Origin of the sequence: Devosia naphthalenivorans (genome assembly GCF_003056355.1) — a bacterium.
GTDB classification, from domain to species: domain Bacteria; phylum Pseudomonadota; class Alphaproteobacteria; order Rhizobiales; family Devosiaceae; genus Devosia; species Devosia naphthalenivorans.
Map to the genome: position 1 here is coordinate 474936 of NZ_PYVW01000001.1, position 19785 is coordinate 494720.

Sequence of the window (19785 nt, forward strand, 5' to 3'; positions counted from 1 at the left end):
CTCATCGACGATTGTTTCGGCCTAGTCATGGCTCGCTGCTTAGTGGTCGACCCCGCTGCCGCCGACGACGGCAATATTGTACGGCTTGCCCTCGACATCGATCGTGCCGACTTCTTCCAAAGTGTCCGTCGCAATGCGGCGAACCAGGCCAGCATTGGGATCGCTCATGACGATCTCATCGCCTGCCATGGCCAGACGCGGACGCGGATCGTTCCAGTGCCCGTCCATGGAATAGGGTTCGGTCACCTTGGCGCTGTTGGTGATCTCGGCTTTGAGCAGATCGAACTGGTGCAGTGAACCGTCTTCGGTCAGCACGTAGGCGAACCGGGCTTTCGCGGGATCGAGTACGAAATCCACCCGACGGAACGGCAGTTCGACATAGCGGAAATGAGGCTCATCGACAGGGTCGATTACGACCAGGCCGTCGCCATAATTGCCGAGGAAAACCTGCATGCTCCTGGAGCCGAGGAGCGTCCCAGTGCTCTGACCGGCAGGTAGATCAGCGGGATATTCCAGCATTTCCATCTCTGGACCCTCTGCGCCATCGGTGACGGTCAAGACGCCTTCGTCACAGCCGGTTGCGAGGTAAGCGCCGGAGAAGGCTTCGCCGTGTATGGCTGTGCAGGTCGCGACCTCTCCGGCCGGCGTGCCATCGGCATTGATTGCCTGCAAGCCGATGCGGCCCGGAGCTGCATCGCCTTCCACCGGTGCGTCGGAGGCGACGCTGGTGACCCACAGATCGCCAATGGGAGCCACATAGCCGTGGTGCGCCAGCGCCTGCTTGAGTTGGGTGCTCGTCAGTTCGCCATGCGACAGTTCGTGACCGTCGATAATTTCGGCATAGCCGCCTTGGTCAAAGTTGATGGCCACCTTGCCATCGTGATCGATCAGGTGAAACGGCCTCGGGCCGGTCAATGTCTGCTCGATTGCAGCCGGTTCGGTTATTTCAATGTCGGAGTGATCGCCATGCGCATGCAAGGAAATGCCGCTGGTGAAGAAGTTAACGGCATCATCGTCTGACTGGATGGCCGCCACTGCCGCACCGTTAGCCACGCCATAAAGCTTGTTCTGGCCGGCTGTCTCGAAAGTCCAGCGGTTGTCTGGCGCGGTGAGGTCGAATGCGGTGACAGTTGGGTCGGCATGGTCGCCAACGAAGACGCGATAGAGCGTGATGTCGCCGTTCTCATCGGCATGTTCCTGGGCGAGGGCGCCGCCTGACATGATCAGCGCGAGGGCTGTCGTATAGGCTAGATGTCTCTGCAACTTGTTCTCCTTGAGGTATGGGTGCGCCGGGTTGGCGACCTGGGGCATCGGGGTGGTTAGTCGGGGGAAACGGCGGTGGTGAAGCTCGCTAGGACGTCGAGCTTTTTCTTCAGTTCGGGTGCGGCGGGCACCGTCGCAAATGATATAACAGAACAAACTGGGTTGATGCTGAGAGCAAGTTTCATAAGGTTCTTGTCATGCAGTGCGGTGGGGTGAGGGGGCCGTGCCCAGGGTGAGGAAACCTTGGGGGAGATTCGCGTGCGGTCGTTCGTCATGTTATTACATTACGAAAATGGCAAGACAAGACCGATTTGCGATGCTCGTTGCATCGGTGTTGTCATCCAAGCTTCAAAGAGCAGCCCTAAGAGTTTGGAACGGTTCCAAGCTGGAGCCGGTCGTTGCTGTTGAAGGGGCAATTCCGATGAATGATCAAACACCGATTTTCAAGACGTCGCAGCTTGAGGCGGCTGATGCCGAACCGCGCAACACCTCGTCCAATCCGACCATGGGCGAGTTGATCAGCACGCGTTTTTCGCGCCGCAACTTCCTGGCCGGTTCGCTTGCCGTCTCCGCTATTGCTGCCACAGTGAGCCCACTGGCACTGCTGAGCGCCCGTCCGGCGCGTGCGCAGGAGACCGGATCGGTCTTCTCCTTCGATGAGATTGAAGCCGGCATCGACGAGACGCACCACGTGGCCGAAGGCTACGACGCCAACATTCTCTTGCGTTGGGGCGATGGCCTCTTCCCAGATGCGCCAGAGTTCGATCCGACTGCACAAACCGCTGCAGCGCAGGAGCGTCAATTCGGCTACAACAATGACTATGTCGGCTATATCCCGCTTGAGGGTTCGTCCGAGCATGGCCTGCTGGTGGTCAACCACGAGTACACCAATCCGCACCTGATGTTCCCGGGCCTGGTGACACTGGCCGAAGGCGAGATGACCATGAACCCGCTCAGCAAGGAGCAGGTGGACGTCGAGATGGCTGCTCATGGCGGCACGATCGTCGAAATCCGCAAGGTCGACGGCAAGTGGCAGGTGGTCAAGGATGGGGCGCTGAACCGTCGCATCACCGTCAACACGGAAATGGAATTGACCGGTCCCGCTGCCGGGCACAAACGCCTTATGACCAATGCCGACCCGACCGGCACCAAGGTGTTTGGTACAATCAACAATTGTGCCGGGGGCGTGACACCCTGGGGCACCTACATCATGGCTGAGGAGAACATCCACGGCTACTTCTCCGGCGAACTGGCCAGCGACCATCCTGAAGCGGCGAACTATGATCGCCTGGGCATTCCGGAAGGCTCCTATGAATGGGCCAATTTCTACGAGCGCTTCGACGTCGCCAAGGAACCAAACGAACCCAACCGCTTCGGCTATATCGTTGAAGTCGACGCCATGGACCCCAACTCGGTTCCCAAGAAGCGCACGGCGCTTGGCCGTTTCAAGCATGAAGGCGCGGAGTCCATCGTCAACAAGGATGGCCGCGTTGTCTTCTATCTCGGCGACGACGAGCGCTTCGACTATGTCTACAAGTTCGTGACGGCCGGTACCTTTGACCCGGAAAACCGCGCGGCCAACATGGACCTTCTGGACGAAGGCACGCTCTTTGTCGCCAAGTTCGCTGAAGATGGCTCCATGGAGTGGATGCCGATGCTGCATGGTGAGGGCCCGCTGACGGCCGAGAACGGCTTTCAATCGCAGGCCGATATCGTGATCGAAACCCGTCGCGCTGCTGACTTGCTGGGCGCAACCAAGATGGATCGCCCCGAAGACATTCAGCCCAATGGCGTCAACGGCAAGGTCTACGTCATGTTGACCAACAATACGCGACGCACTGCCGAGCAGGTGGACGCGGCCAACCCGACAGCCGAGAACGCCTTTGGCCACATCATCGAAATTGCCGAAACTGACGGCGACTTCGCCGCGACGACCGGCACTTGGGAAGTGATGCTCAAGTGCGGCGACCCTTCGATCGCCGAGGTGGGTGCCACCTTCTCGAGCGCCACCACGGAAAACGGCTGGTTCGGCATGCCCGACAACGCGGCCGTCGATTCGATGGGGCGTCTCTGGGTATCCACCGACGGCAACAATCCGTCGGATACCGGCCGGACCGATGGCCTGTGGGCCGTCGATACGGAAGGGGACGCCCGGGCGACCTCCAAGCTGTTCTTCCGCGTACCGGTTGGCGGTGAAATGTGTGGTCCGCTGTTCACGCCAGATGACGAAACTGCCTTTGTGGCCGTGCAGCATCCGGCTGATGGCGGCGACGATTGGGAAGGTTTCGGCCGGGTATCGTATTACGAGGACCTCTCCACCCGCTGGCCAGACTTCAATCCTGACATGCCCGTACGGCCGTCAGTGGTCGTAATCACCAAGCAGGGTGGCGGCAAAATCGCCGTTTAACAAAACCGGGGGCGGATCGAACAGTCCGCCCCGATTTTTTGCAGGTCCTGATCCTAGCTCCAGCCGGTGGCATTTCGCAGTCTGATGCCGCTGGCGTGGAGGCTGGTGGCCCATAGCCCGCGGAGTGGTACGAGGCTGTCGACCACCCGCAAATCGACACCACGCGGGGCGAATGTCGCGGGCAGGGCAGAGAGTGTGACGCAGTTCAGGGGCGTGACGGGTGAGCGACTGACCCACATCCCCGCATCGCTCAAGTTCTCGAAGCCTTCGGGTGACAGTTCGTAGCGATGCAGGACGGCGTCCGCGCAGTTCCGAAGCCATCTGCGCTCGACATAGGCTGCTGCGCGATGCGGTCCCAGCCACTTGGCCGCGTCTGCGGCGCTTGTTCGATCGGTAGACCAGATCAATATGCGAGGGCACTCGCGCGGAAAATGATAGAGGAAGTCTCAATCTTCCTCGATCGCCCAAACCAAGGGTCCGTTCAGCCACTCCATGCCCGCAATGCGCTGCGAAGGCACGCGCACAGGGCGGGGGATGAACGCAGCGATCTCCGGATCATCGCTGAAATGGTATAGGCGCATGATAAACGATCCCGGCCGGGCTGGACGTTGATAGTCCCAAAAACCGGTCTGGCTCAACTCCTGCCGTGAATCCCGTTCGCCGTCACGTGCATGTCATTGACGCCCGGTACAACGCATTCATTCGAATGAGTTGGATCAATGCGAAGTCAAGGTTTGACCTGGGCGGAAACCCGGGACCGTATAGATGTCGAGATTACCTCCGGCCGCCTGGCGCCTGATACCAGGCTGCCCTCCGAGCCGGAGCTGTGCGTGCTTTATGGCACGCGGCGACACTCGTTGCGCAAGGCGCTGGCGGCACTTGTGGCAGAAGGCAAGTTGCGGGTCGAGCATGGGCGCGGCACGTTTGTGGAGCGCGCGCCGCTGCTCAACTATGTCATTGGTTCACGTACGCGCTTTCGCGAGAACCTGATGTCGCAGGGGCTCACCGCCTCGGGCGAGACGCTGGCCGAGATGAAGACACAGGCCAGTGCACGCGTGGCGGCGGCTTTGCAGATCGAGGTGGATGCGCCCGTGTTTGCCCGCTCCTGGCGCGGTTTTGCCAATGACCTGCCAATCAGCATGGGGTGGGGCTATCACGACGCGGAACGCTTTCCAGATCTGCAGGAACGGCGGCGCACGATCGGCTCGATCACCGAAATATACCGCACCTATGGCATCACCGACTATCGCCGGCTGCGCACCACGGTCTTCACGCGCATAGCTTCGGAAAGCGAGGCCGGCATGCTGATGCTGCGAGCCGGCCAATCCGTACTGGTGGTGCAAAAGATCGACGCCGAACTCGGCGGGCGTCCGATTGGTTTTTCCGAGGCCGTATGGGCCGGCGATCGTGTGCAGTTCACCTTCGAAACCGACCAGCCCACCGTCATGACGACCAAAAGAGACAGCGATGTATAACGACACCCCTGCGGGCGGGCCTAACCATGCCGCAGCGCTCGATATCCTGGCCCGGGCGCGGCCCGAGCGGCTGAAGCCGTTGGCAGAAACTCTTCTCGAAAATCTGGGCGATATCTCCGTGGTCACCAATCGCACGGGGCTCGTCATGCTGCCGATGCGCGACACGGTCGAGAATGTCGACTTTCACCTTGGCGAAGTGCTGGTCAGCGAGGCGCAGATCGCCGACGGCGCCGGCTGTGTCGGCTACGGCATGGTGATCGGTCGCGATCTCGAGCGGGCCATGGCCATGGCCGTCGTGGACCTCCACATGGCTGCCCGGGGCGAAGACCTGGCCACCACCCGTTTTCTTTCGGATGAGCGAGCTCATCTTGCCGCCGCGGACGAGTTGCGCATGCGGCAGGTGGAAGCGACGCGCGTCGAGATGGAGACATTCTGATGCTGACAATTGCTCCGCCCGATCTTCCCGAACTGCGTGCCAACGCGACCTTCGAAGCGTTGATGTGGGCACTGGCCCGGCCCGGCGACAGCCGCGAAATGCCCGAGGCTGGCCTTGCTGCAATCATCGACACGCTGGTCGATCTCGAATGCAGCGTTTTTGCCGACGAGCCCGGATTGCGAGCTCATGCGGCGGCGACCGCCGCGCTCGTGACGGATGATGTCGGCAGCGCTGACCATGTGTTTCTTACCTCGTTGGAGGGAGCGGAGACGCAGCTAGAACGCCTTCGTTGTGGCAGCGCGCTTTACCCCGACGATGGCGCGACCTTGGTGGCGATGGTGCAGCACGGGCGAGGACAGCGCGTACGGCTTTCCGGTCCGGGCGTCGATGGCACCGTGGCCCTAACCCTTGCTGTATCGCCGGCCTTCTGGGCAATGCGCGCCATACTTTGCGCCTACCCGGAAGGTTTCGACATGCTTCTTGTCGATGGCCGCTCGGTCATCGGTATTCCGCGCTCGACCCAAGTAGAGGTGCTCTGATGGCCTATGTCGCAACCCGCGGTGGCGAACGGGCCATCGAACAGGCCGAACGGCTGTTCCGGCAAGATCTGGGGGCAATCGACGCCGCGCGCGTGGAATCCATTCAAAAGACCATGCCCTATCTCATCGACCGCGTGATGGGCGAAGCCTCGCTCTATAGCGAGGAACTGGCCGCGCTAGCGCTGGCGCAGACCGGTGGCGAGCTTTCCGAGGCGGTGCTGGTGTTGCGTGCTTGGCGCACGACGCAGCCGCGCATCGCCATTGCCCGGCCGGTGCAGCAGGACGAGTTACTAACGCAGCGCCGCATCTCCGCAGCATTCAAGGATATTCCCGGTGGCCAGATTTTGGGGCCAACCCTGGACTATTCGCATCGTGTGCTGGCGACTGATGTGCTCGAAGGCAAGCCTTTCACACCCCCGGCGGTGGACGCAGCGGCAAGGCCAGCACCATCCCGCCAGCCATCGCTCGCCAACTGGCAGCGCCAGCAGGGTCTCGTCGCGCCGGTCAATGTCAACGCAGTGGCGCCGGAAGACATTCCGGATTTTACGCGTGAACCATTGCTGTTTCCAGCCTCAAGGGCGCACCGCCTTCAAAGCCTGGCGCGCGCGGAGACGGGGGGCGTTCTGGCGCTCGGTTACTCGGCCATGCGCGGCTATGGCAATGCCCATCCCACCGTCAACGAACTGCGTCTCGGCGAAGCCGAAGTCGTAGTGCGCCACCCGCGGGGGACGGAATTCTCCGCCGGCCGCGTGCGGGTCAGCCAGGCCGAGGTGACGTCCAAAGAAAAGGGCGGCTATCTCGAACTCGGTTTTGCCGCGACCTTCGGCTGGAACGAAGTCAAGGTCATCGCCGCCGCAACGCTCGACCTCAACTCGGCCGAAGCGCCGGTCGGCTCGGCGGTGCATGAAGAATTCTACCTCTACCATACCGAAAGCGTGGAAGCCTCGGGCTTCTGCATTCACTTCAAGCTGCCGCACTATGTCACCTTCCAGTCCGTGCTGGATGCCATGCGCGACGCCAAGGCGACGAAAGCTGCGGCAGATATAACACCGGTCGAAACGCGCCAGACGGAGCCCGCAGAATGAGCCTTGCTTCTCTTACCAAGCCCTGGGCTGCGACCAGCTATGGCTTTCTCGATGCTTCGGCGAAGCGTGAACTGAGGCGCAAGATGCTCAAGGCCATCTCCGTGCCCGGCTGCCAGATGCCCTATGCCAGCCGCGAAGTGCCCATGGCACGCGGCTGGGGAACCGGCGGACTGCAGGTGACGCTGACGCTAGTCAACCCGAACTCGAGCGTCAAGGTGATCGATCAGGGCGCCGACGACGGTGTCAACGCCGCTTCGATCCGCCGCTTCATCAGCCGCGTTTCGGGAGCAAGCGAAACCTGGGACACTCTGGCCGCCTCGATCGTCCAATCCCGCCACCGCGTCCCGGAGGAGGTGATGGGCGAGGATCAGGTGCTCGTCCTGCAAGTGCCCAATCCCGAGCCGCTGCGTGGGGTGGAGCCCAATATTTCCGTCGCCCGGCAGATGCATGCGGACGCCGACTACGGCAAGCTCTGGCTAACGCTCTATGAGCAGATCGTGCGCAAGGGCCGGATCATGCAGGGCGCGGCTTATCCTTCTATGGTCAATGGCAGGCATGTGATGACACCGTCACCCATTCCGCGCTGGGACGTGCCCAAGCTCAACATGGCCAGGCACCTGACCTTTCTTTCGGCCGGACGGGAAAAGCGGCTCTTCGCGGTGCCTCCCTTTACCCGGGTGGAGCCGCTGGTGTTTTCCGATCGCCCCTATCGCGTGGAAGACCATGCCGATCTCACCTGCCGGCGGTCCAACGTGTCGGGCTTTTTCATGAACGAGTTGCCCATCGATGGCGGCGGTTCGGCCTTTGAAGTGTCCGACAGCAATCTGGGGATCAAGGCCATCCGGCAGGCGGAAGGCGCGCCGGCCGAAATCGGCAAGACCTGGTACCGCAATGGGGAGTTTTCGGCATGAGCCTCGATCTGGGTCTTCCGGCGCTCGACCGTGCTGCGCCCCGCCTGATGCGGGCCGAACCGCTGCTCGCCATGCGCGATATATCCAAAACCTATGGCGATGTGCGCGCCCTGCGTCACGTCGATGCCGTGGTTTATTCGGGCGAGGTCATGGGCATTGTGGGCGAAAGCGGCTCGGGCAAGTCGACGCTGTTGCGCATGATGAACCTGGAGGACACGCCCGAGAGCGGCGACTACCGCCTGCGTTTGCCACAGCGGGACGATGGCAATCTCTTCGATCTCGGCCGCTATGACCGCCGCATGCTCTGCGCACGTCACATCGGGATCGTCTATCAGAACCCCCATCTTGGCCTGCTGATGCGCCATAGCTCGAGCGGCAATGTCGCCGAGCGCCTGCTCATCGCTGGCGAGCGCAGCTTCGACGTGCTTCGCGCCAAGGCACGCGAAGCGCTTGATGCTTCCGAGTTCCCGCTCTCGCGCATGGATGCTCGGCCGATCGAATTGTCGGGCGGCATGCAGCAGCGCGTGCAATTGGCCAAGGCCATTGCGCTGGAACCGGCTCTCCTGCTGCTGGACGAGCCGACCACCGGACTCGACGTTTCGGTGCAGGCGCTGGTGCTCGATACGCTGAAGCGCCTGCAGCGCGACCGCAAGATCACCATGGTTCTCGTCAGCCATGATTTGGGTGTCATCCGCACAATGGCCGACCGCGTCATGGTGATGCGGCATGGCGAGGTGGTGGAGCAGGGGCTGGCCGACCAGGTGTTCCAGGACCCGCAGCATCCCTATACTCAGCAACTCGTTCACGCCAAACTCTAGGGAGCAGACCATGAGCGCATCCACTCCACTGCTCCGCGTCGAGGGTCTGACCAAGACGTTCCGCATGTATCACCTCGACAGCATGCTTCATGCTTTCGAAGGCGTCAGCTTCGATCTGCATGAGGGCGAATTCCTGCTGCTGCGCGGCCACAATGGCGCGGGCAAATCGACGCTGCTACGCACCATCTGGCGCAGCTATCTGCCGGTAGGGGGCCATCTGTGGTACCGCTCGCAACTTGGCGATATCGATCTCGCGACCGCCGCCGATGTGGACATTGCGCTGCTGCGCCGCGAGGAGATAGGCTTTGTTACCCAGTTCCTCAATGCGCGCCCGCGGGTTGCCGCGCAGGACATCGTCGCCGAGCCTCTGCGCCTCGCCGGTGCCGGGCAGGCCGAAGCGCTGGATCAGGCACGGCACTGGCTCGATCAGTTCGGCGTGCGTCCGGAATTATGGCGTGCGTATCCCAGCACATTTTCGGGTGGCGAGCAGCAAAAGGTCAACCTGGCCCGCGCATTGATCCTGCCGCAACGCCTGCTGTTGCTCGATGAGCCCACGGCTTCTCTCGATGTGGGAGCCCGAGCGGCCCTGGTACGGCGCCTTGCCGATCTAAAGGGGCAGGGGGTCGCGATTGTCGGTGTCTTCCACCATCCCGGCGACGTGGCGCAATTGATCGACCGCGAAATCAACCTCAACACCAGGGTGGTCAGCGACCACAGCGAGCGAGAAGACCATGTGGCTGTCTAATTTCCGTATCGTTCTTGCAGACCGCGTCGTCGAACGCGGTGCCCTGCGCATCGAAGACGGCGTGATCGTCGAAGTCAGCGAAACGGCGGTTGCCAATGCTGACGTCGAGGGCAATGGCCTTCTATTGATGCCGGGCATGATCGACATGCATGGCGATATGATCGAGCGCGAAGTCGAGCCACGTCCTGGCGTGCGCATGCCCATGGAGATGGGACTTCGCGACCTCGACATGAAATTGGCGACGAGCGGCATTACCACCGCTTATGCCTCGCTCTCTTTCGCACCCGGTTCGACCTACGGCCACATGCGATCTTATGACGTCACCAGCGAAATGATCCGCGCCGTTGCCGCCGCGCGGCCGAACCTGTTGATCGACCATCGTGTGCATGCCCGTTTTGAGGTCACCTTTCCCGCAGCCTTGTCGGTGGTCAAGGAACTGGTGGGCGAAGGATCGGTAGATCTGGTGTCGCTTTGCGATCACACGCCGGGGCAGGGGCAATACCGGAACCTGGATTTACAGGCCGCCAACATTTCCAAGAACAAAGGAATTCCGATCGAGGCGGCGGTCGAGCAATTGCAGCAGCGCATTCGCGACCGCAAGGAAACAGCCGGCGATATGACCGTCACGTTGCGCGCCATTACCCAATATTGCGCGCTGCACGGCGTGCCGGTCGCGAGCCATGACGATGACACGGTTGAAAAGGTTGAGTTGATGGACCAGCTCGGCGCCAATATCAGCGAGTTTCCGGTGACATTGGAAGCGGCCCGAGAAGCCCACCAGCGCGGCATGCTTAATGCCATGGGCGCGCCAAATGCGCTGCGTGGTCAGTCCTATTCGGGCAATCTTTCGGCGCGCGAAGCGCACGAGGCCGGCGTGCTTGATCTGCTTGCGGCAGATTACCACCCGAGCGCCATGCTGCCGGCCGTGCTGGTGCTGGCCAAGAGTGATCCCGATGGTCTTGCCGGGGCCACGCGCCTAACCACGCTCAATCCGGCGCGTGCGCTCGGACTTGAAGACCGTGGCCAAATTCGTGCGGGTCTTCGTGCGGATCTGCTGATTGCCAGCGACGCAGGCGTTGGCCGCGTCCATGCCACGCTATCGCGCGGCCACATTGTATATTCCGACGGCACGCTTGCCTTTGCGCCGATCGGAACACGTCACGAGGATGTCATTCGAATGAGTTAATCGTGTCATTGAAGCCAATTAGGGTTCAAGCATCGAAACTCGCAGGTTGCGTCATGCTGGAACTGAGGAAAGTCACGAAGCGCTTCGGCGACACGATTGCAGTCAACAATGTGTCTCTGTCCTTCGCGCCCGGCCAGATGGTCGGTGTGATAGGACGATCCGGCGCTGGAAAATCGACGCTGCTGCGCCTGATCAACCGGCTGGCAAGTGCAGGCGAAGGCCGGATCACCTTTGGCGATCTGGATGTAGGGGCTCTCGAAGGCAAGGCGTTGCGTGCCTGGCGAGCGCGCTGCGCCATGATTTTCCAGCAGTTCAACCTGGTGAACCGCCTCGACGTGCTCACCAATGTCATGATCGGCCGCATCGGCACGGCGTCGACCTTGCCGATCATGTTCAAGCGCTTTCCGGAAGGCGATCGTGCCAGTGCCGCTCTGGCGCTCGACCGGCTGGACCTTCTCTCTCAGGCGCTGCAGCGGGCCGACACCCTTTCGGGAGGGCAGCAGCAGCGCGTCGCCATAGCGCGGGCCCTGATGCAGAAGCCGAGCCTCATTCTTGCAGACGAGCCGATTGCCTCGCTCGACCCGCGCAATGCGCGCCTGGTGATGGATGCGCTGCGCGCCATCAACCGCCAGGACAAGATCACCGTCATCACCAATCTCCACACGCTCGATGCCGCGCGCGCCTATTGCGACCGGATCGTGGGCATGGCGCAAGGGCGCGTCGTCTTTGACGGCACGCCGGAGCAGCTCACAGGCGCCGTGATCCAGGAGATCTATGGTGACGATACCGAAACAGCAGTGGACGAGAACCTGACCTCGACCATGGCTGCAACCAGTCCGGCAGGACGACAGCTGGAGGCGGCCCACTAGGCCGCTCCTTTCCCAAACTCGGAGCTACATCAATGTTCACCTTGACGCGTCGCAGCCTTGCGGCTGCGCTGGTTTCGCTCGCCCTCGTTTCGCCGGTCCTGGCCCAGGAATGGAAATCGGAATATCCCGAACTGACCATCGGCATCTCCTCGGGCGAGAACGAAACCGATGCTATTGCCCGCACCCAGCCCTATGCCGACTATCTCAGCCGTGAACTTGGCGTGCCGGTGAAGATTGTTCGGGGCACCGACTACGCCGCTGTCATCGAGGCCATGCGGTCGGGCCATGTGCAGTTTGCTTCCGTGGGTCCGGCCGCCTATGCCCTTGCCCGCAAGGTCATGGGCGAAGACATTGCTCCCGTTGCCGTGACGCTCGATAACGAAGGCAACCTTGGCTACTACTCGGTGATCGCTGTGCGCGCCGATAGTGCCTATCAGAGTCTCGAGGATATCAAGGGCCGGTCCTTCGCCTTCGCCGATCCGAACTCGACGTCGGGCTACGCGGTTCCTTCCTATTACCTGTCGACTGAGCTCAACACTTCGGCCGACCAATATTTCAGCGAAGTCGCCTTCTCTGGTGGCCATGAGCAAAGCGTCATGGCGCTGGTCAATGGCACTTTCGAGGCTGTCGCAACTCACTGGCGGAACGAAGAAGCCGGCAACATACAGACCATGGAAAAGAAGGGTCTGATCCCCGCCGGTTCGACCCGCATCATCTGGAAGTCGCCCGTTATCCCGAACACACCGGTCATGATGCTGACCACCCTGCCGCAGGAGCTGCAGGAGGCATTCAGGATCGCGCTGATGGCCTTCCCGGAAAAAGACCCAGAAGGTTTTGCGATCTACAGCAATGGCACCTCGAGCGGCTATGTCGAAGCCAAGCACGAAGACTATCTCGATGTGGTCGCCATCACCGAGTTCAACGCAGCGGAACGCCGCAAGAACGGCAATTAGCCAATTCTTTCCCGCCGGCACGTCCCAGACGTGCCGGTTTGCTCCTGAGGGCGCCAATGTCCACTCTCATCTCCAGCAATGGTCGTCTGTCTTCCACGACGCGGGAGGAGCGTCTCCTCTCCTTTGAAGGCCGCTACCGGCAGCAACGATTCACTCGCCGCGCCTGGACCCTGCTTTACGGGGCACTGTTCGTGGCGGCTCTTGTTGCATCCATTGTGGTTAGCGACTTCAGCGTGCCTGGCCTCGTGGAGGGCCTCCCCATGGCCTGGAACTATGTCGCCGGCACGCTGCCTACGCTCACGCTGGAGAATTTTTTCGGCGATCTGGCTGACTGGTACTGGGGGTTGCGCTTTTGGCTTCGGCTGCTAGTCGAGACGATCCTGATGGGATTTGTCGGGACGGTACTCGGTGGCGTTCTGGCCTTGGCCTTGTGTTTTCCGGCGTCACGCAATCTCGTCGAGAACACGGGCATCTACTTCGCCGCCCGTCGCGCACTTGAATTCTTCCGGACCGTGCCGGAACTGGTATTTGCGCTGATCTTCGTTTTTGCGTTCGGCCTTGGGCCATTCGCGGGGGTGCTGGCAATCGCCGTCCACACCGCCGGTTCGCTCGGCAAATTGTTTGCCGAGATCAACGAAAATGCTGATCCACGACCAATCGAAGGCGTACGCGCCTCGGGCGGCAATTGGCCGATGATCATGCGCCTTGGCGTCGTCCCACAGGCGCTTCCCAACTATGTCAGCTATCTGCTGCTGCGGTTCGAAATCAACGTACGCGGTGCTTCGGCGCTCGGCATCGTCGGAGCCGGGGGCATTGGTCAGGACCTCTACGTTGCCATTCGCCAATTCGAATACACCGACATCTCAGCCAAAATGCTGCTGTTGATCCTCACCACCTTCGTGATCGACATCATCTGCGAAACAATTCGCCATCGCCTGATCGGCGCTGATCTAACGCAGAAGGCCTGAGCCATGACCATCGCCCGTCACGCTGACATTGCCGGCCTCAAGCAGACTAACCCAGAGATATTCGCTCGGCCGTTGTCCGAGCGCCTGCGCGATGGCGGACTATGGGCGGCTTTCCTTGTCGTCTTTGTCTTTGGTCTTTGGTGGATCGACGCTTCGCCCATGCGCATCGTCAACGGGCTCAGCAAGCTCGGCATGCTGGTGGGGCTGATGATCCCACCCTGGCCCGGCGACGGTCTTTGGGACTATTGCCTCGCCATGCTCGAAACACTGGCCATGGCGTTCCTCGGCACGGCAATCGCAGCCGTGGTGGCACTGCCGCTAGGTTTCCTGGGCGCCAAGAACATGGTGCCCAACTGGCTTTTCCACTTCGGTCTGCGACGGTTCTTCGACGCCTTCCGCGGCGTCGACGGTCTTGTCTGGGCCCTGATCTTCGTCTCGGCAGTGGGTCTTGGTCCTTTCGCCGGCGTGCTTGCCATTGCCGTGGGAGACATGATGGTCCTGGGCAAACTCTTTGCCGAGGCTATCGAGAATGTGGACAAGAAGCCGGTCGAGGGCGTCCGCGCCTCAGGCGGTGGCGGGCTGCATGTCATGCGCCTAGGCGTCTTGCCACAGGTCTTCCCGGTGATGATCAGCCATGTCCTCTATTTTTTCGAATCCAATGTGCGTTCAGCCACCATATTGGGCATCGTGGGTGCCGGTGGCGTTGGCCTGCAACTCTCGGACCGGATGCGTATCAACAACTGGCAAGAGGCTGCATTCATTATCCTTCTGATCCTCTTCACAGTATCGGTGATCGACAATTTGTCTCGCCGGATCAGGGCAAAGCTGGTGTAGCCGGTAGGTTTGCTTGCCCCCGGCGGGCAGTTCCTCAGCGGTTTTCCAGGCCGTTGGCGAGGCGCTCCTGCGGAATGATATCGCGCCGCTCCTCGATCGATGCCCGTAGCTTCTCAAGGCCGCTGCGCGTCTTGGCCAACTCGGCGGCATGATCGGTCTTGGATGTGGTGCCGTTACAATTGGCAGCATCCCACTCCAGCGCCCAATCCATTGCGGCAAGCCACTCGTCGACATCACCAGCGATATATTCGTTGACCGGACGGCCGACCTGTTCGCTGAGCGCGCTGAACAGGATCCCGTCATCACTGCCATTGGCGCCTTTGACTTCAAGCAGGAAGCGATAGCGGAGCTGGCCGGCATACATCCAGTTGGCAGCCGCCTGTCCTCGCCCTTGAGAGAGCAAGCGTGCTGCCAGCACATAGAGGGCAGATGGATGCAAATCCCGAGCCTGCTCCTGCAGCTCTTCGATGCTCATGCTCTCGAACGGCTTTGCAGCCTGCCCGTAGGCGGCGGTTGCCAGGGTAATGACTATCAGGAAGCAGCTCAGCAGGCGTTTCATCTCAACAGCTTTCCAGGTTTGGCGCCCATGGACCGGCGACTGAAGTGCCCATTTTCATTCCGTTCTATCCTTCAGACAATGCCTGTCTTCTATGCTGAGTTAATGCAGACGGGCGGCAGATAGCTACGGATCACTACCGAAATACTGCGTCCGGAGGTCCTCGATCAGCCCACTTTCATGCGCGCCGATCAATTCGACGGTGAGTGGACGTGTCAGCTCGTTCTGGCGCGTAAGGCCCAGAGCATATTTGTCCGGCGCGAAGATCGGTCCGACCACGGTGACAGCCCGTTGCGGGTTGGTATGGGCATAATATTCGAGTACCGGTGCATCGCCGATGATCGCGTCGATCCTTCCATTGGTGAGGGCTTCCACGGCCTCGTCAATGTGCTCGAATGGGCGGATGTTGAGGCCAGCCTGCCGTGCGTATTCCTCCGACACGCTTCCCGGCTGAACCCCGACGGGGCGGCCGGGCAGGTCAGCGACGGTGTTAATCTGGTTGGTCAGGGACAAGGTCGTCATGACGCTGGTCACCGAGGAGGTAACATAGGCTAGCACGGCAATTCCGCATACAAGCCACAGGCCCTGCCAGAACCGGCCCAGCCAGCCGAACAGGTTCCTGCGCGCCGGAGGTTTGCCCGAGGTGGCAACCGACATGACCGTGTAGAACCCTTCGGCAAGACCGTCGCGCCAGCGGCGAGGGAAATCCTTGTCGAAATGACGATCGAACAGCGTAACGAGGATGGTGGCGATGACAATTACGATGGCGATCCAGGCATAGGCGCGCAAATGGCCCGATTCACTGAGCCCGGCAACGAGATCCGAGAAACCGCCGCCAGCATCTTCATTGACCATTATTCGCTGACCGGCATCGAACCAGGGGTGCGTGAAATCGATTTGCTCGGCGCGCTCCTTGGTGACCGTCATATTGGTGAGGGCCACATCGACTTCTCCCGATGCTGTGGCATTGACCAATTCGCCGACATTGCTGAACTCGACATATTCGCTCTCGAGTTCGAGCTGAGTGGCCAGCCATTGCCACAGATCGATGGCCATGCCCTGAAAACCACCATCGGCCTTCATGACGAAGGGAGGGTGCACGTAGACGCCGACAGAGAGCGGCTGGGCAGCAGTGGCAGGATCGGAAGTCGGGGTATCCTGAGCACTGACCGAGCCCATCGGGGTCAAAAGGACACCAAGAAACACGAACAATGAAATGCGTAGGGTAGCGAAGGTCATAAGTGCGGCGCGGATCCTTGTCATTGCGGTATCGCTTGGAAGACTGTCCTTTCCGGAGGCATGCATTCAGTATCGCCTACGCCCGATCAGCGCTTACCCTGTAGAAACGCTCCAAGAGCGACGCCAGCGCCGAGACCGGCGGCAACGCCGACTGCCAAATTGTCAGCACCGTCAGTCCGAAGGCTGTTCCAAGCGCGAGCCCGATTGCTATGCCGGAACCCAAGTGTTTAGGCTCGCGCCTAGTCTATCGACTTGTCGTTGTGCGTGAGCTCAAGCTCTTTGGCGGCGCGGACATTTTCAGCCATCTCTGCGTCCTGGTAGGGGCCGAGCGAGCCTTTCTCGTCGTTCTTGGTCCAGTCAATCCAATGACCCTCGGCGTCGGATCTGATTTCGACGGTGACCGATGGTGCATCATTCATTTCGCCGCCGGGCGTGAGATTAGTATCATCTGTCATGGGTCACTCCTGCGATGACGTCTATCAAACATGGGGCGGCAAGCAGTGTCCATAGGCGCCAGGCTTCCGCCGTCCCCGCAGCCGCTGCCTGCGACCCCGCTCGTTGTTCCATCGAGTGGGCTGTTTCATCCTGGAAACGGAGAGGCAGGGGACGGAGTAAGAATTCTCGGATGCGCCAGCCTCGACCTTAGCTGAGTAGCGAGAGGGGATCAGGAACGGCTTGGTTGTTTGGCCGTTGGGCCTGCCTGCGCAACGAACTGGAGAACGGCTTCTTGTCTGACTACGAACTCATATATTGGTCGGTGCCGTTTCGCGGACAGTTCGTCCGTGCCGTTCTTGCATTCGCGGGACGGAGCTGGACTGAAACCAATGATAGCTCGATCTCGAAACTGATGAGCGGGCCGGTGAGTGCCATGCCGGTTCCGTTCATGGGGCCGCCAGTCCTGATCGACAAAAAAGCTGATTTCGCAATCGCCGAGATGCCTGCCATCGTGCTGTATCTGGGCGAGACGCTCAACCTGTTACCAGCCAGTCCGCCTTTGCGGGCGCTGACCTTCAAGATTGTCAACGACGCCAATGACGTCATCGACGAGATGAGCTTGAATGGCGGCCGTGACATGTGGACGGAGACCCGCTGGCAGGAATACATATCACGCCTCGAAAAGTGGATGACGCTGTGGGAGGAGACCGGCAAACGGCACGGCTTATCGAGTGACACTGGATTTTTGCTGGGTGGAGAGCAGCCGGGCATTGCCGACGTCATTACTGCAACGCTGTGGACGACCCTGGCCGACCGCTTTAGCAAAGTTGACGCCGTTCTTCAGGGTACTGCGCCCATGACCGCGGCTCTTTCGCGTCGAATCTCGGCTCTGCCGCCGTTGGCCGAACTTGCCGCCAGGGCCCACCGGGATTATGGCGACGCCTATTGTGGAGGCGAGATCGGCGCCTCGATGGCAGCCGTTCTGAACGCTTAGCCGTCGGATAGTTTGGATCAAGACACAAGACCTGCTTATCGAAGCGACGGCCAAGCACGCAAGTCATCCGATAATCACGGCGTTAAACTAAGGCCGCCAGGTCCATACTGCTGCTCGCCAGTTCCCAGTTCGAGCTGTCGGAGCATCCTCATCATGAGCGCTTCAGTAAAATCCGCACTGCGAACAGCGTTCCCAAGAACAGCTGCCGTGTCAGTCGGCGTTTTGGGTTCGCCGCCAGGCTCTGAAAATCTGGACATGGCCAGCTCGACTCTCTTTAGCCGGTCAGCCAGTTCTGGATCGAGATCGGGATTATTCAGATCGACAGGATCGGCGACATCGATCAGTCGGCGACCGACCATGATCTCGTCTTTGGAAAGGAACCCGTCTTCGACTGCTTCGCGCAATGCACCGAACATGTGCTGCGGCGAAGTCTCACCGCGATCCAATGCCTGCGCAAACTGCACCGTTCGCTCGGCATCGAATTCCTCGAGGCTGAGCTTGCCATCTCCGTCGAGGTCCGCGCGAGCAAACAGCTCATCAACGGCCGTGCGATTGTCTGCGTCACGCTCGGCGCGAGGCGCTGCCTTGAATTCCTGAACCGATAGCAGACTGGACATGGTTTCGGGCCCAAGTTTGGCGGCGCCCAATTCCGCCAAGGTGAGTCGCCCGTCGCGATCCTGATCGTGTGAGACCACAATCTGACGTGCTCTTTGTGCGGCATCGCCACCTGTCAATACGCCGGCCAGTTCCTCCGCGCCTACGAACTGACTTTGGTCTTGATCCAGTCGCTGGAACAGCCGCTCCAACAAACCCGTCTGAAACGTAATGCTCGAAACCACCGCATTGGTCATCGCGTGCCCTCACTTGACGGGAATGATGCAAGCAACATGCCAGTGGGCCGGGGAGATGAAACGGCGGAAATCGAGCGGCCCTCAGAGGCGTGGGCTAGTAGAGGCGATTCCTCGACGGCAATTATTGCCTACGCAGGTGGCCTTTTGCGCCGCATCAGGAGGAGGAAGAACACGCCGCCGACCAGTCCGGTGATGATGCCCAGCGGAATGTCCTGCGGTGGAATAATCACGCGCGCCGCAATGTCGGCCAGCACCAGGAAATTGGCCCCGACCAGAGCCGATAGCGGCAATACGCGACGGTAGTCGCCACCCACCACCATCCTTACCAGATGCGGGACCATCAACCCGACAAAGGAAACGATGCCGGAGAAGGCGACTGCAGCGCCGGTCAGCAATGCGCAGGCGACAAAAACCGTCATGCGGAAACGCTGGGCCGGAATGCCCAGTGTGGTGGCAGATTCATCGCCCAGCGTCATGGCGTTGAAGTTGCGCGCATTGGCCATGAGGAAGGCACCGCAGCCGGCCAGCGCCAGCAGAGGGTAGGGGAGTTGCACCCATTGCGACAGGCCCAGGCCCCCGAGCATCCAGAATATGACGGTATGGGCGGCGCGCGGATCGCCAAGAAAAATCCCCATGCTGCCCAGCGATGTCACGACAAACGACACGGCAACGCCCGTCAGCACAAGCCGGCTAGCATCGGTGGCGCTGGAGAGATTGGCGACGCCCACGACGATAGCCGTGGTGATGAGCGCTCCACCGAAGGCAAACAGCGGCACGGTGACAAGGCCCAGGAACATGCCGGTGTGGAGCAGCACAACGATGGCGCCGAGCGCCGCGCCCGAGGAAATGCCAAGCAGGTGTGGATCGGCCAACTGGTTGCGCGTTATCGATTGCAGCGCCGCACCGACCAGCGCGAGGCTCGCGCCAATGATCGCCCCCAGGACAACCCGGGGCAGGCGCACCTCCCACACGATATTGTCCCGGCCCGATGACCAGGTCACCTCGACGCTTCCTGGGGCCAGATGGTTGAGGATGATACTCCAGACCACATCCACCGGAATGCCGATCGAGCCGACGCTGACGCCCGCGAGCATGACGCAAAAGAGCAGCGCCACGAGAGCCGCCGCAAGCAGCGGCAAATTGTGCAGGATGAGATGGCGGGGGCCAGCGACGAGGTGCTTGTGGGACATGGAGGACAAGGCCAGCCTGGATGACCGGCCT

General features: G+C 60.9%; 20 protein-coding genes and 1 pseudogene. 14 read left to right on the plus strand and 7 right to left on the minus strand.

Annotation, left to right across the window (positions count from 1 at the left end):
* Window positions 1-39: 39 nt before the first annotated feature.
* Window positions 40-1263, minus strand: coding sequence for a metallochaperone AztD (locus C8264_RS02605; protein WP_108459366.1), 1224 nt, complete (start codon window positions 1261-1263; stop codon window positions 40-42).
* A gap of 421 nt (window positions 1264-1684) precedes the next feature.
* Between C8264_RS02605 and C8264_RS02610 the strand changes: the two genes are divergently transcribed.
* The gene (locus C8264_RS02610) at window positions 1685-3670 is read left to right on the plus strand and encodes a PhoX family protein (RefSeq protein WP_108459367.1); all 1986 of its coding nucleotides are present in this window, start codon (window positions 1685-1687) and stop codon (window positions 3668-3670) included.
* A 53-nt stretch (window positions 3671-3723) separates the two neighbouring features.
* On the opposite strand, the pseudogene C8264_RS02615 reads toward C8264_RS02610, so the two are convergent.
* Window positions 3724-4251: pseudogene (locus tag C8264_RS02615) on the minus strand (DUF6886 family protein).
* A gap of 138 nt (window positions 4252-4389) precedes the next feature.
* On the opposite strand from C8264_RS02615, the gene phnF reads away from it, so the two are divergent.
* From phnF to phnE (C8264_RS02675), 12 genes are read left to right on the plus strand one after another with little or no spacing between them, the layout of a single operon-like run.
* Window positions 4390-5145, plus strand: a complete 756-nt coding sequence (phnF, locus tag C8264_RS02620; protein WP_108459368.1) for a phosphonate metabolism transcriptional regulator PhnF — start codon at window positions 4390-4392, stop codon at window positions 5143-5145.
* Window positions 5138-5581 carry a phosphonate C-P lyase system protein PhnG gene (locus tag C8264_RS02625; RefSeq protein ID WP_108459369.1) on the plus strand — a complete coding sequence of 148 codons (444 nt, stop codon included), beginning with the start codon at window positions 5138-5140 and terminating at the stop codon, window positions 5579-5581. The genes phnF and C8264_RS02625 overlap by 8 nt, the downstream gene beginning before the upstream one ends.
* Window positions 5581-6120 carry a phosphonate C-P lyase system protein PhnH gene (gene phnH, locus C8264_RS02630; RefSeq protein ID WP_108459370.1) on the plus strand — a complete coding sequence of 180 codons (540 nt, stop codon included), beginning with the start codon at window positions 5581-5583 and terminating at the stop codon, window positions 6118-6120. Before C8264_RS02625 ends, phnH begins: the two co-directional genes overlap by 1 nt.
* Window positions 6120-7205, plus strand: coding sequence for a carbon-phosphorus lyase complex subunit PhnI (locus C8264_RS02635; protein ID WP_108459371.1), 1086 nt, complete (start codon window positions 6120-6122; stop codon window positions 7203-7205). Before phnH ends, C8264_RS02635 begins: the two co-directional genes overlap by 1 nt.
* Window positions 7202-8116, plus strand: coding sequence for an alpha-D-ribose 1-methylphosphonate 5-phosphate C-P-lyase PhnJ (locus tag C8264_RS02640; protein ID WP_108459372.1), 915 nt, complete (start codon window positions 7202-7204; stop codon window positions 8114-8116). Before C8264_RS02635 ends, C8264_RS02640 begins: the two co-directional genes overlap by 4 nt.
* A complete protein-coding gene (locus C8264_RS02645) occupies window positions 8113-8934 on the plus strand; it encodes an ATP-binding cassette domain-containing protein (protein WP_108459373.1) in 822 nt (273 codons plus the stop codon). Before C8264_RS02640 ends, C8264_RS02645 begins: the two co-directional genes overlap by 4 nt.
* Before the next feature lie 10 nt (window positions 8935-8944).
* On the plus strand, window positions 8945-9679 hold the full coding sequence (locus tag C8264_RS02650; protein WP_205245597.1) for a phosphonate C-P lyase system protein PhnL: 735 nt from the start codon (window positions 8945-8947) through the stop codon (window positions 9677-9679).
* The gene (locus tag C8264_RS02655) at window positions 9666-10865 is read left to right on the plus strand and encodes an alpha-D-ribose 1-methylphosphonate 5-triphosphate diphosphatase (RefSeq protein ID WP_108459374.1); all 1200 of its coding nucleotides are present in this window, start codon (window positions 9666-9668) and stop codon (window positions 10863-10865) included. The genes C8264_RS02650 and C8264_RS02655 overlap by 14 nt, the downstream gene beginning before the upstream one ends.
* Before the next feature lie 53 nt (window positions 10866-10918).
* The gene (phnC, locus tag C8264_RS02660) at window positions 10919-11734 is read left to right on the plus strand and encodes a phosphonate ABC transporter ATP-binding protein (protein WP_108459375.1); all 816 of its coding nucleotides are present in this window, start codon (window positions 10919-10921) and stop codon (window positions 11732-11734) included.
* A 32-nt stretch (window positions 11735-11766) separates the two neighbouring features.
* Window positions 11767-12687 (plus strand): phosphonate ABC transporter substrate-binding protein, encoded by a 921-nt coding sequence (phnD, locus tag C8264_RS02665; protein WP_108459376.1) that lies wholly within the window; start codon window positions 11767-11769, stop codon window positions 12685-12687.
* A gap of 56 nt (window positions 12688-12743) precedes the next feature.
* On the plus strand, window positions 12744-13655 hold the full coding sequence (gene phnE / locus C8264_RS02670; RefSeq protein ID WP_108459377.1) for a phosphonate ABC transporter, permease protein PhnE: 912 nt from the start codon (window positions 12744-12746) through the stop codon (window positions 13653-13655).
* 3 nt (window positions 13656-13658) lie between these two features.
* A complete protein-coding gene (phnE, locus tag C8264_RS02675; RefSeq protein WP_108459378.1) occupies window positions 13659-14489 on the plus strand; it encodes a phosphonate ABC transporter, permease protein PhnE in 831 nt (276 codons plus the stop codon).
* A 34-nt stretch (window positions 14490-14523) separates the two neighbouring features.
* Here phnE (C8264_RS02675) and C8264_RS02680 read toward each other — a convergent pair whose 3' ends face one another.
* From C8264_RS02680 to C8264_RS02690, 3 genes are all read right to left on the minus strand, one after another.
* Window positions 14524-15048: a hypothetical protein gene (locus tag C8264_RS02680; protein ID WP_108459379.1), complete on the minus strand. Its 525-nt coding sequence runs from the start codon at window positions 15046-15048 to the stop codon at window positions 14524-14526.
* A 123-nt stretch (window positions 15049-15171) separates the two neighbouring features.
* Entirely contained in the window at window positions 15172-16284 is a 1113-nt protein-coding gene (locus tag C8264_RS02685) for a transporter substrate-binding domain-containing protein (protein WP_245892904.1), read from the minus strand.
* Window positions 16285-16523: 239 nt separating this feature from the next.
* A complete protein-coding gene (locus tag C8264_RS02690; protein WP_108459380.1) occupies window positions 16524-16739 on the minus strand; it encodes a hypothetical protein in 216 nt (71 codons plus the stop codon).
* A gap of 272 nt (window positions 16740-17011) precedes the next feature.
* Between C8264_RS02690 and C8264_RS02695 the strand changes: the two genes are divergently transcribed.
* Window positions 17012-17713 (plus strand): glutathione S-transferase, encoded by a 702-nt coding sequence (locus C8264_RS02695; protein ID WP_108459507.1) that lies wholly within the window; start codon window positions 17012-17014, stop codon window positions 17711-17713.
* Window positions 17714-17787: 74 nt separating this feature from the next.
* Here C8264_RS02695 and C8264_RS02700 read toward each other — a convergent pair whose 3' ends face one another.
* Together C8264_RS02700 and C8264_RS02705 are read right to left on the minus strand one after the other, a co-directional pair.
* On the minus strand, window positions 17788-18564 hold the full coding sequence (locus C8264_RS02700) for an EF-hand domain-containing protein (RefSeq protein WP_108459381.1): 777 nt from the start codon (window positions 18562-18564) through the stop codon (window positions 17788-17790).
* A gap of 128 nt (window positions 18565-18692) precedes the next feature.
* On the minus strand, window positions 18693-19754 hold the full coding sequence (locus tag C8264_RS02705) for a FecCD family ABC transporter permease (RefSeq protein ID WP_108459382.1): 1062 nt from the start codon (window positions 19752-19754) through the stop codon (window positions 18693-18695).
* Between the last annotated feature and the right edge of the window lie 31 nt (window positions 19755-19785).

Bases quoted from the DNA above. Each gene is read 5' to 3' on its own strand.
- C8264_RS02610 (WP_108459367.1), top strand. From the start codon at position 1,685: ATGAATGATCAAACACCGATTTTCAAGACGTCGCAGCTTGAGGCGGCT.
- phnF (WP_108459368.1), top strand. From the start codon at position 4,390: ATGCGAAGTCAAGGTTTGACCTGGGCGGAAACCCGGGACCGTATAGAT.
- C8264_RS02625 (WP_108459369.1), top strand. From the start codon at position 5,138: ATGTATAACGACACCCCTGCGGGCGGGCCTAACCATGCCGCAGCGCTC.
- phnH (WP_108459370.1), top strand. From the start codon at position 5,581: ATGCTGACAATTGCTCCGCCCGATCTTCCCGAACTGCGTGCCAACGCG.
- C8264_RS02635 (WP_108459371.1), top strand. From the start codon at position 6,120: ATGGCCTATGTCGCAACCCGCGGTGGCGAACGGGCCATCGAACAGGCC.
- C8264_RS02640 (WP_108459372.1), top strand. From the start codon at position 7,202: ATGAGCCTTGCTTCTCTTACCAAGCCCTGGGCTGCGACCAGCTATGGC.
- C8264_RS02645 (WP_108459373.1), top strand. From the start codon at position 8,113: ATGAGCCTCGATCTGGGTCTTCCGGCGCTCGACCGTGCTGCGCCCCGC.
- C8264_RS02650 (WP_205245597.1), top strand. From the start codon at position 8,945: ATGAGCGCATCCACTCCACTGCTCCGCGTCGAGGGTCTGACCAAGACG.
- C8264_RS02655 (WP_108459374.1), top strand. From the start codon at position 9,666: ATGTGGCTGTCTAATTTCCGTATCGTTCTTGCAGACCGCGTCGTCGAA.
- phnC (WP_108459375.1), top strand. From the start codon at position 10,919: ATGCTGGAACTGAGGAAAGTCACGAAGCGCTTCGGCGACACGATTGCA.
- phnD (WP_108459376.1), top strand. From the start codon at position 11,767: ATGTTCACCTTGACGCGTCGCAGCCTTGCGGCTGCGCTGGTTTCGCTC.
- phnE (WP_108459377.1), top strand. From the start codon at position 12,744: ATGTCCACTCTCATCTCCAGCAATGGTCGTCTGTCTTCCACGACGCGG.
- phnE (WP_108459378.1), top strand. From the start codon at position 13,659: ATGACCATCGCCCGTCACGCTGACATTGCCGGCCTCAAGCAGACTAAC.
- C8264_RS02680 (WP_108459379.1), bottom strand. From the start codon at position 15,048: ATGAAACGCCTGCTGAGCTGCTTCCTGATAGTCATTACCCTGGCAACC.
- C8264_RS02685 (WP_245892904.1), bottom strand. From the start codon at position 16,284: ATGACCTTCGCTACCCTACGCATTTCATTGTTCGTGTTTCTTGGTGTC.
- C8264_RS02690 (WP_108459380.1), bottom strand. From the start codon at position 16,739: ATGACAGATGATACTAATCTCACGCCCGGCGGCGAAATGAATGATGCA.
- C8264_RS02700 (WP_108459381.1), bottom strand. From the start codon at position 18,564: ATGACCAATGCGGTGGTTTCGAGCATTACGTTTCAGACGGGTTTGTTG.
- C8264_RS02705 (WP_108459382.1), bottom strand. From the start codon at position 19,754: ATGTCCCACAAGCACCTCGTCGCTGGCCCCCGCCATCTCATCCTGCAC.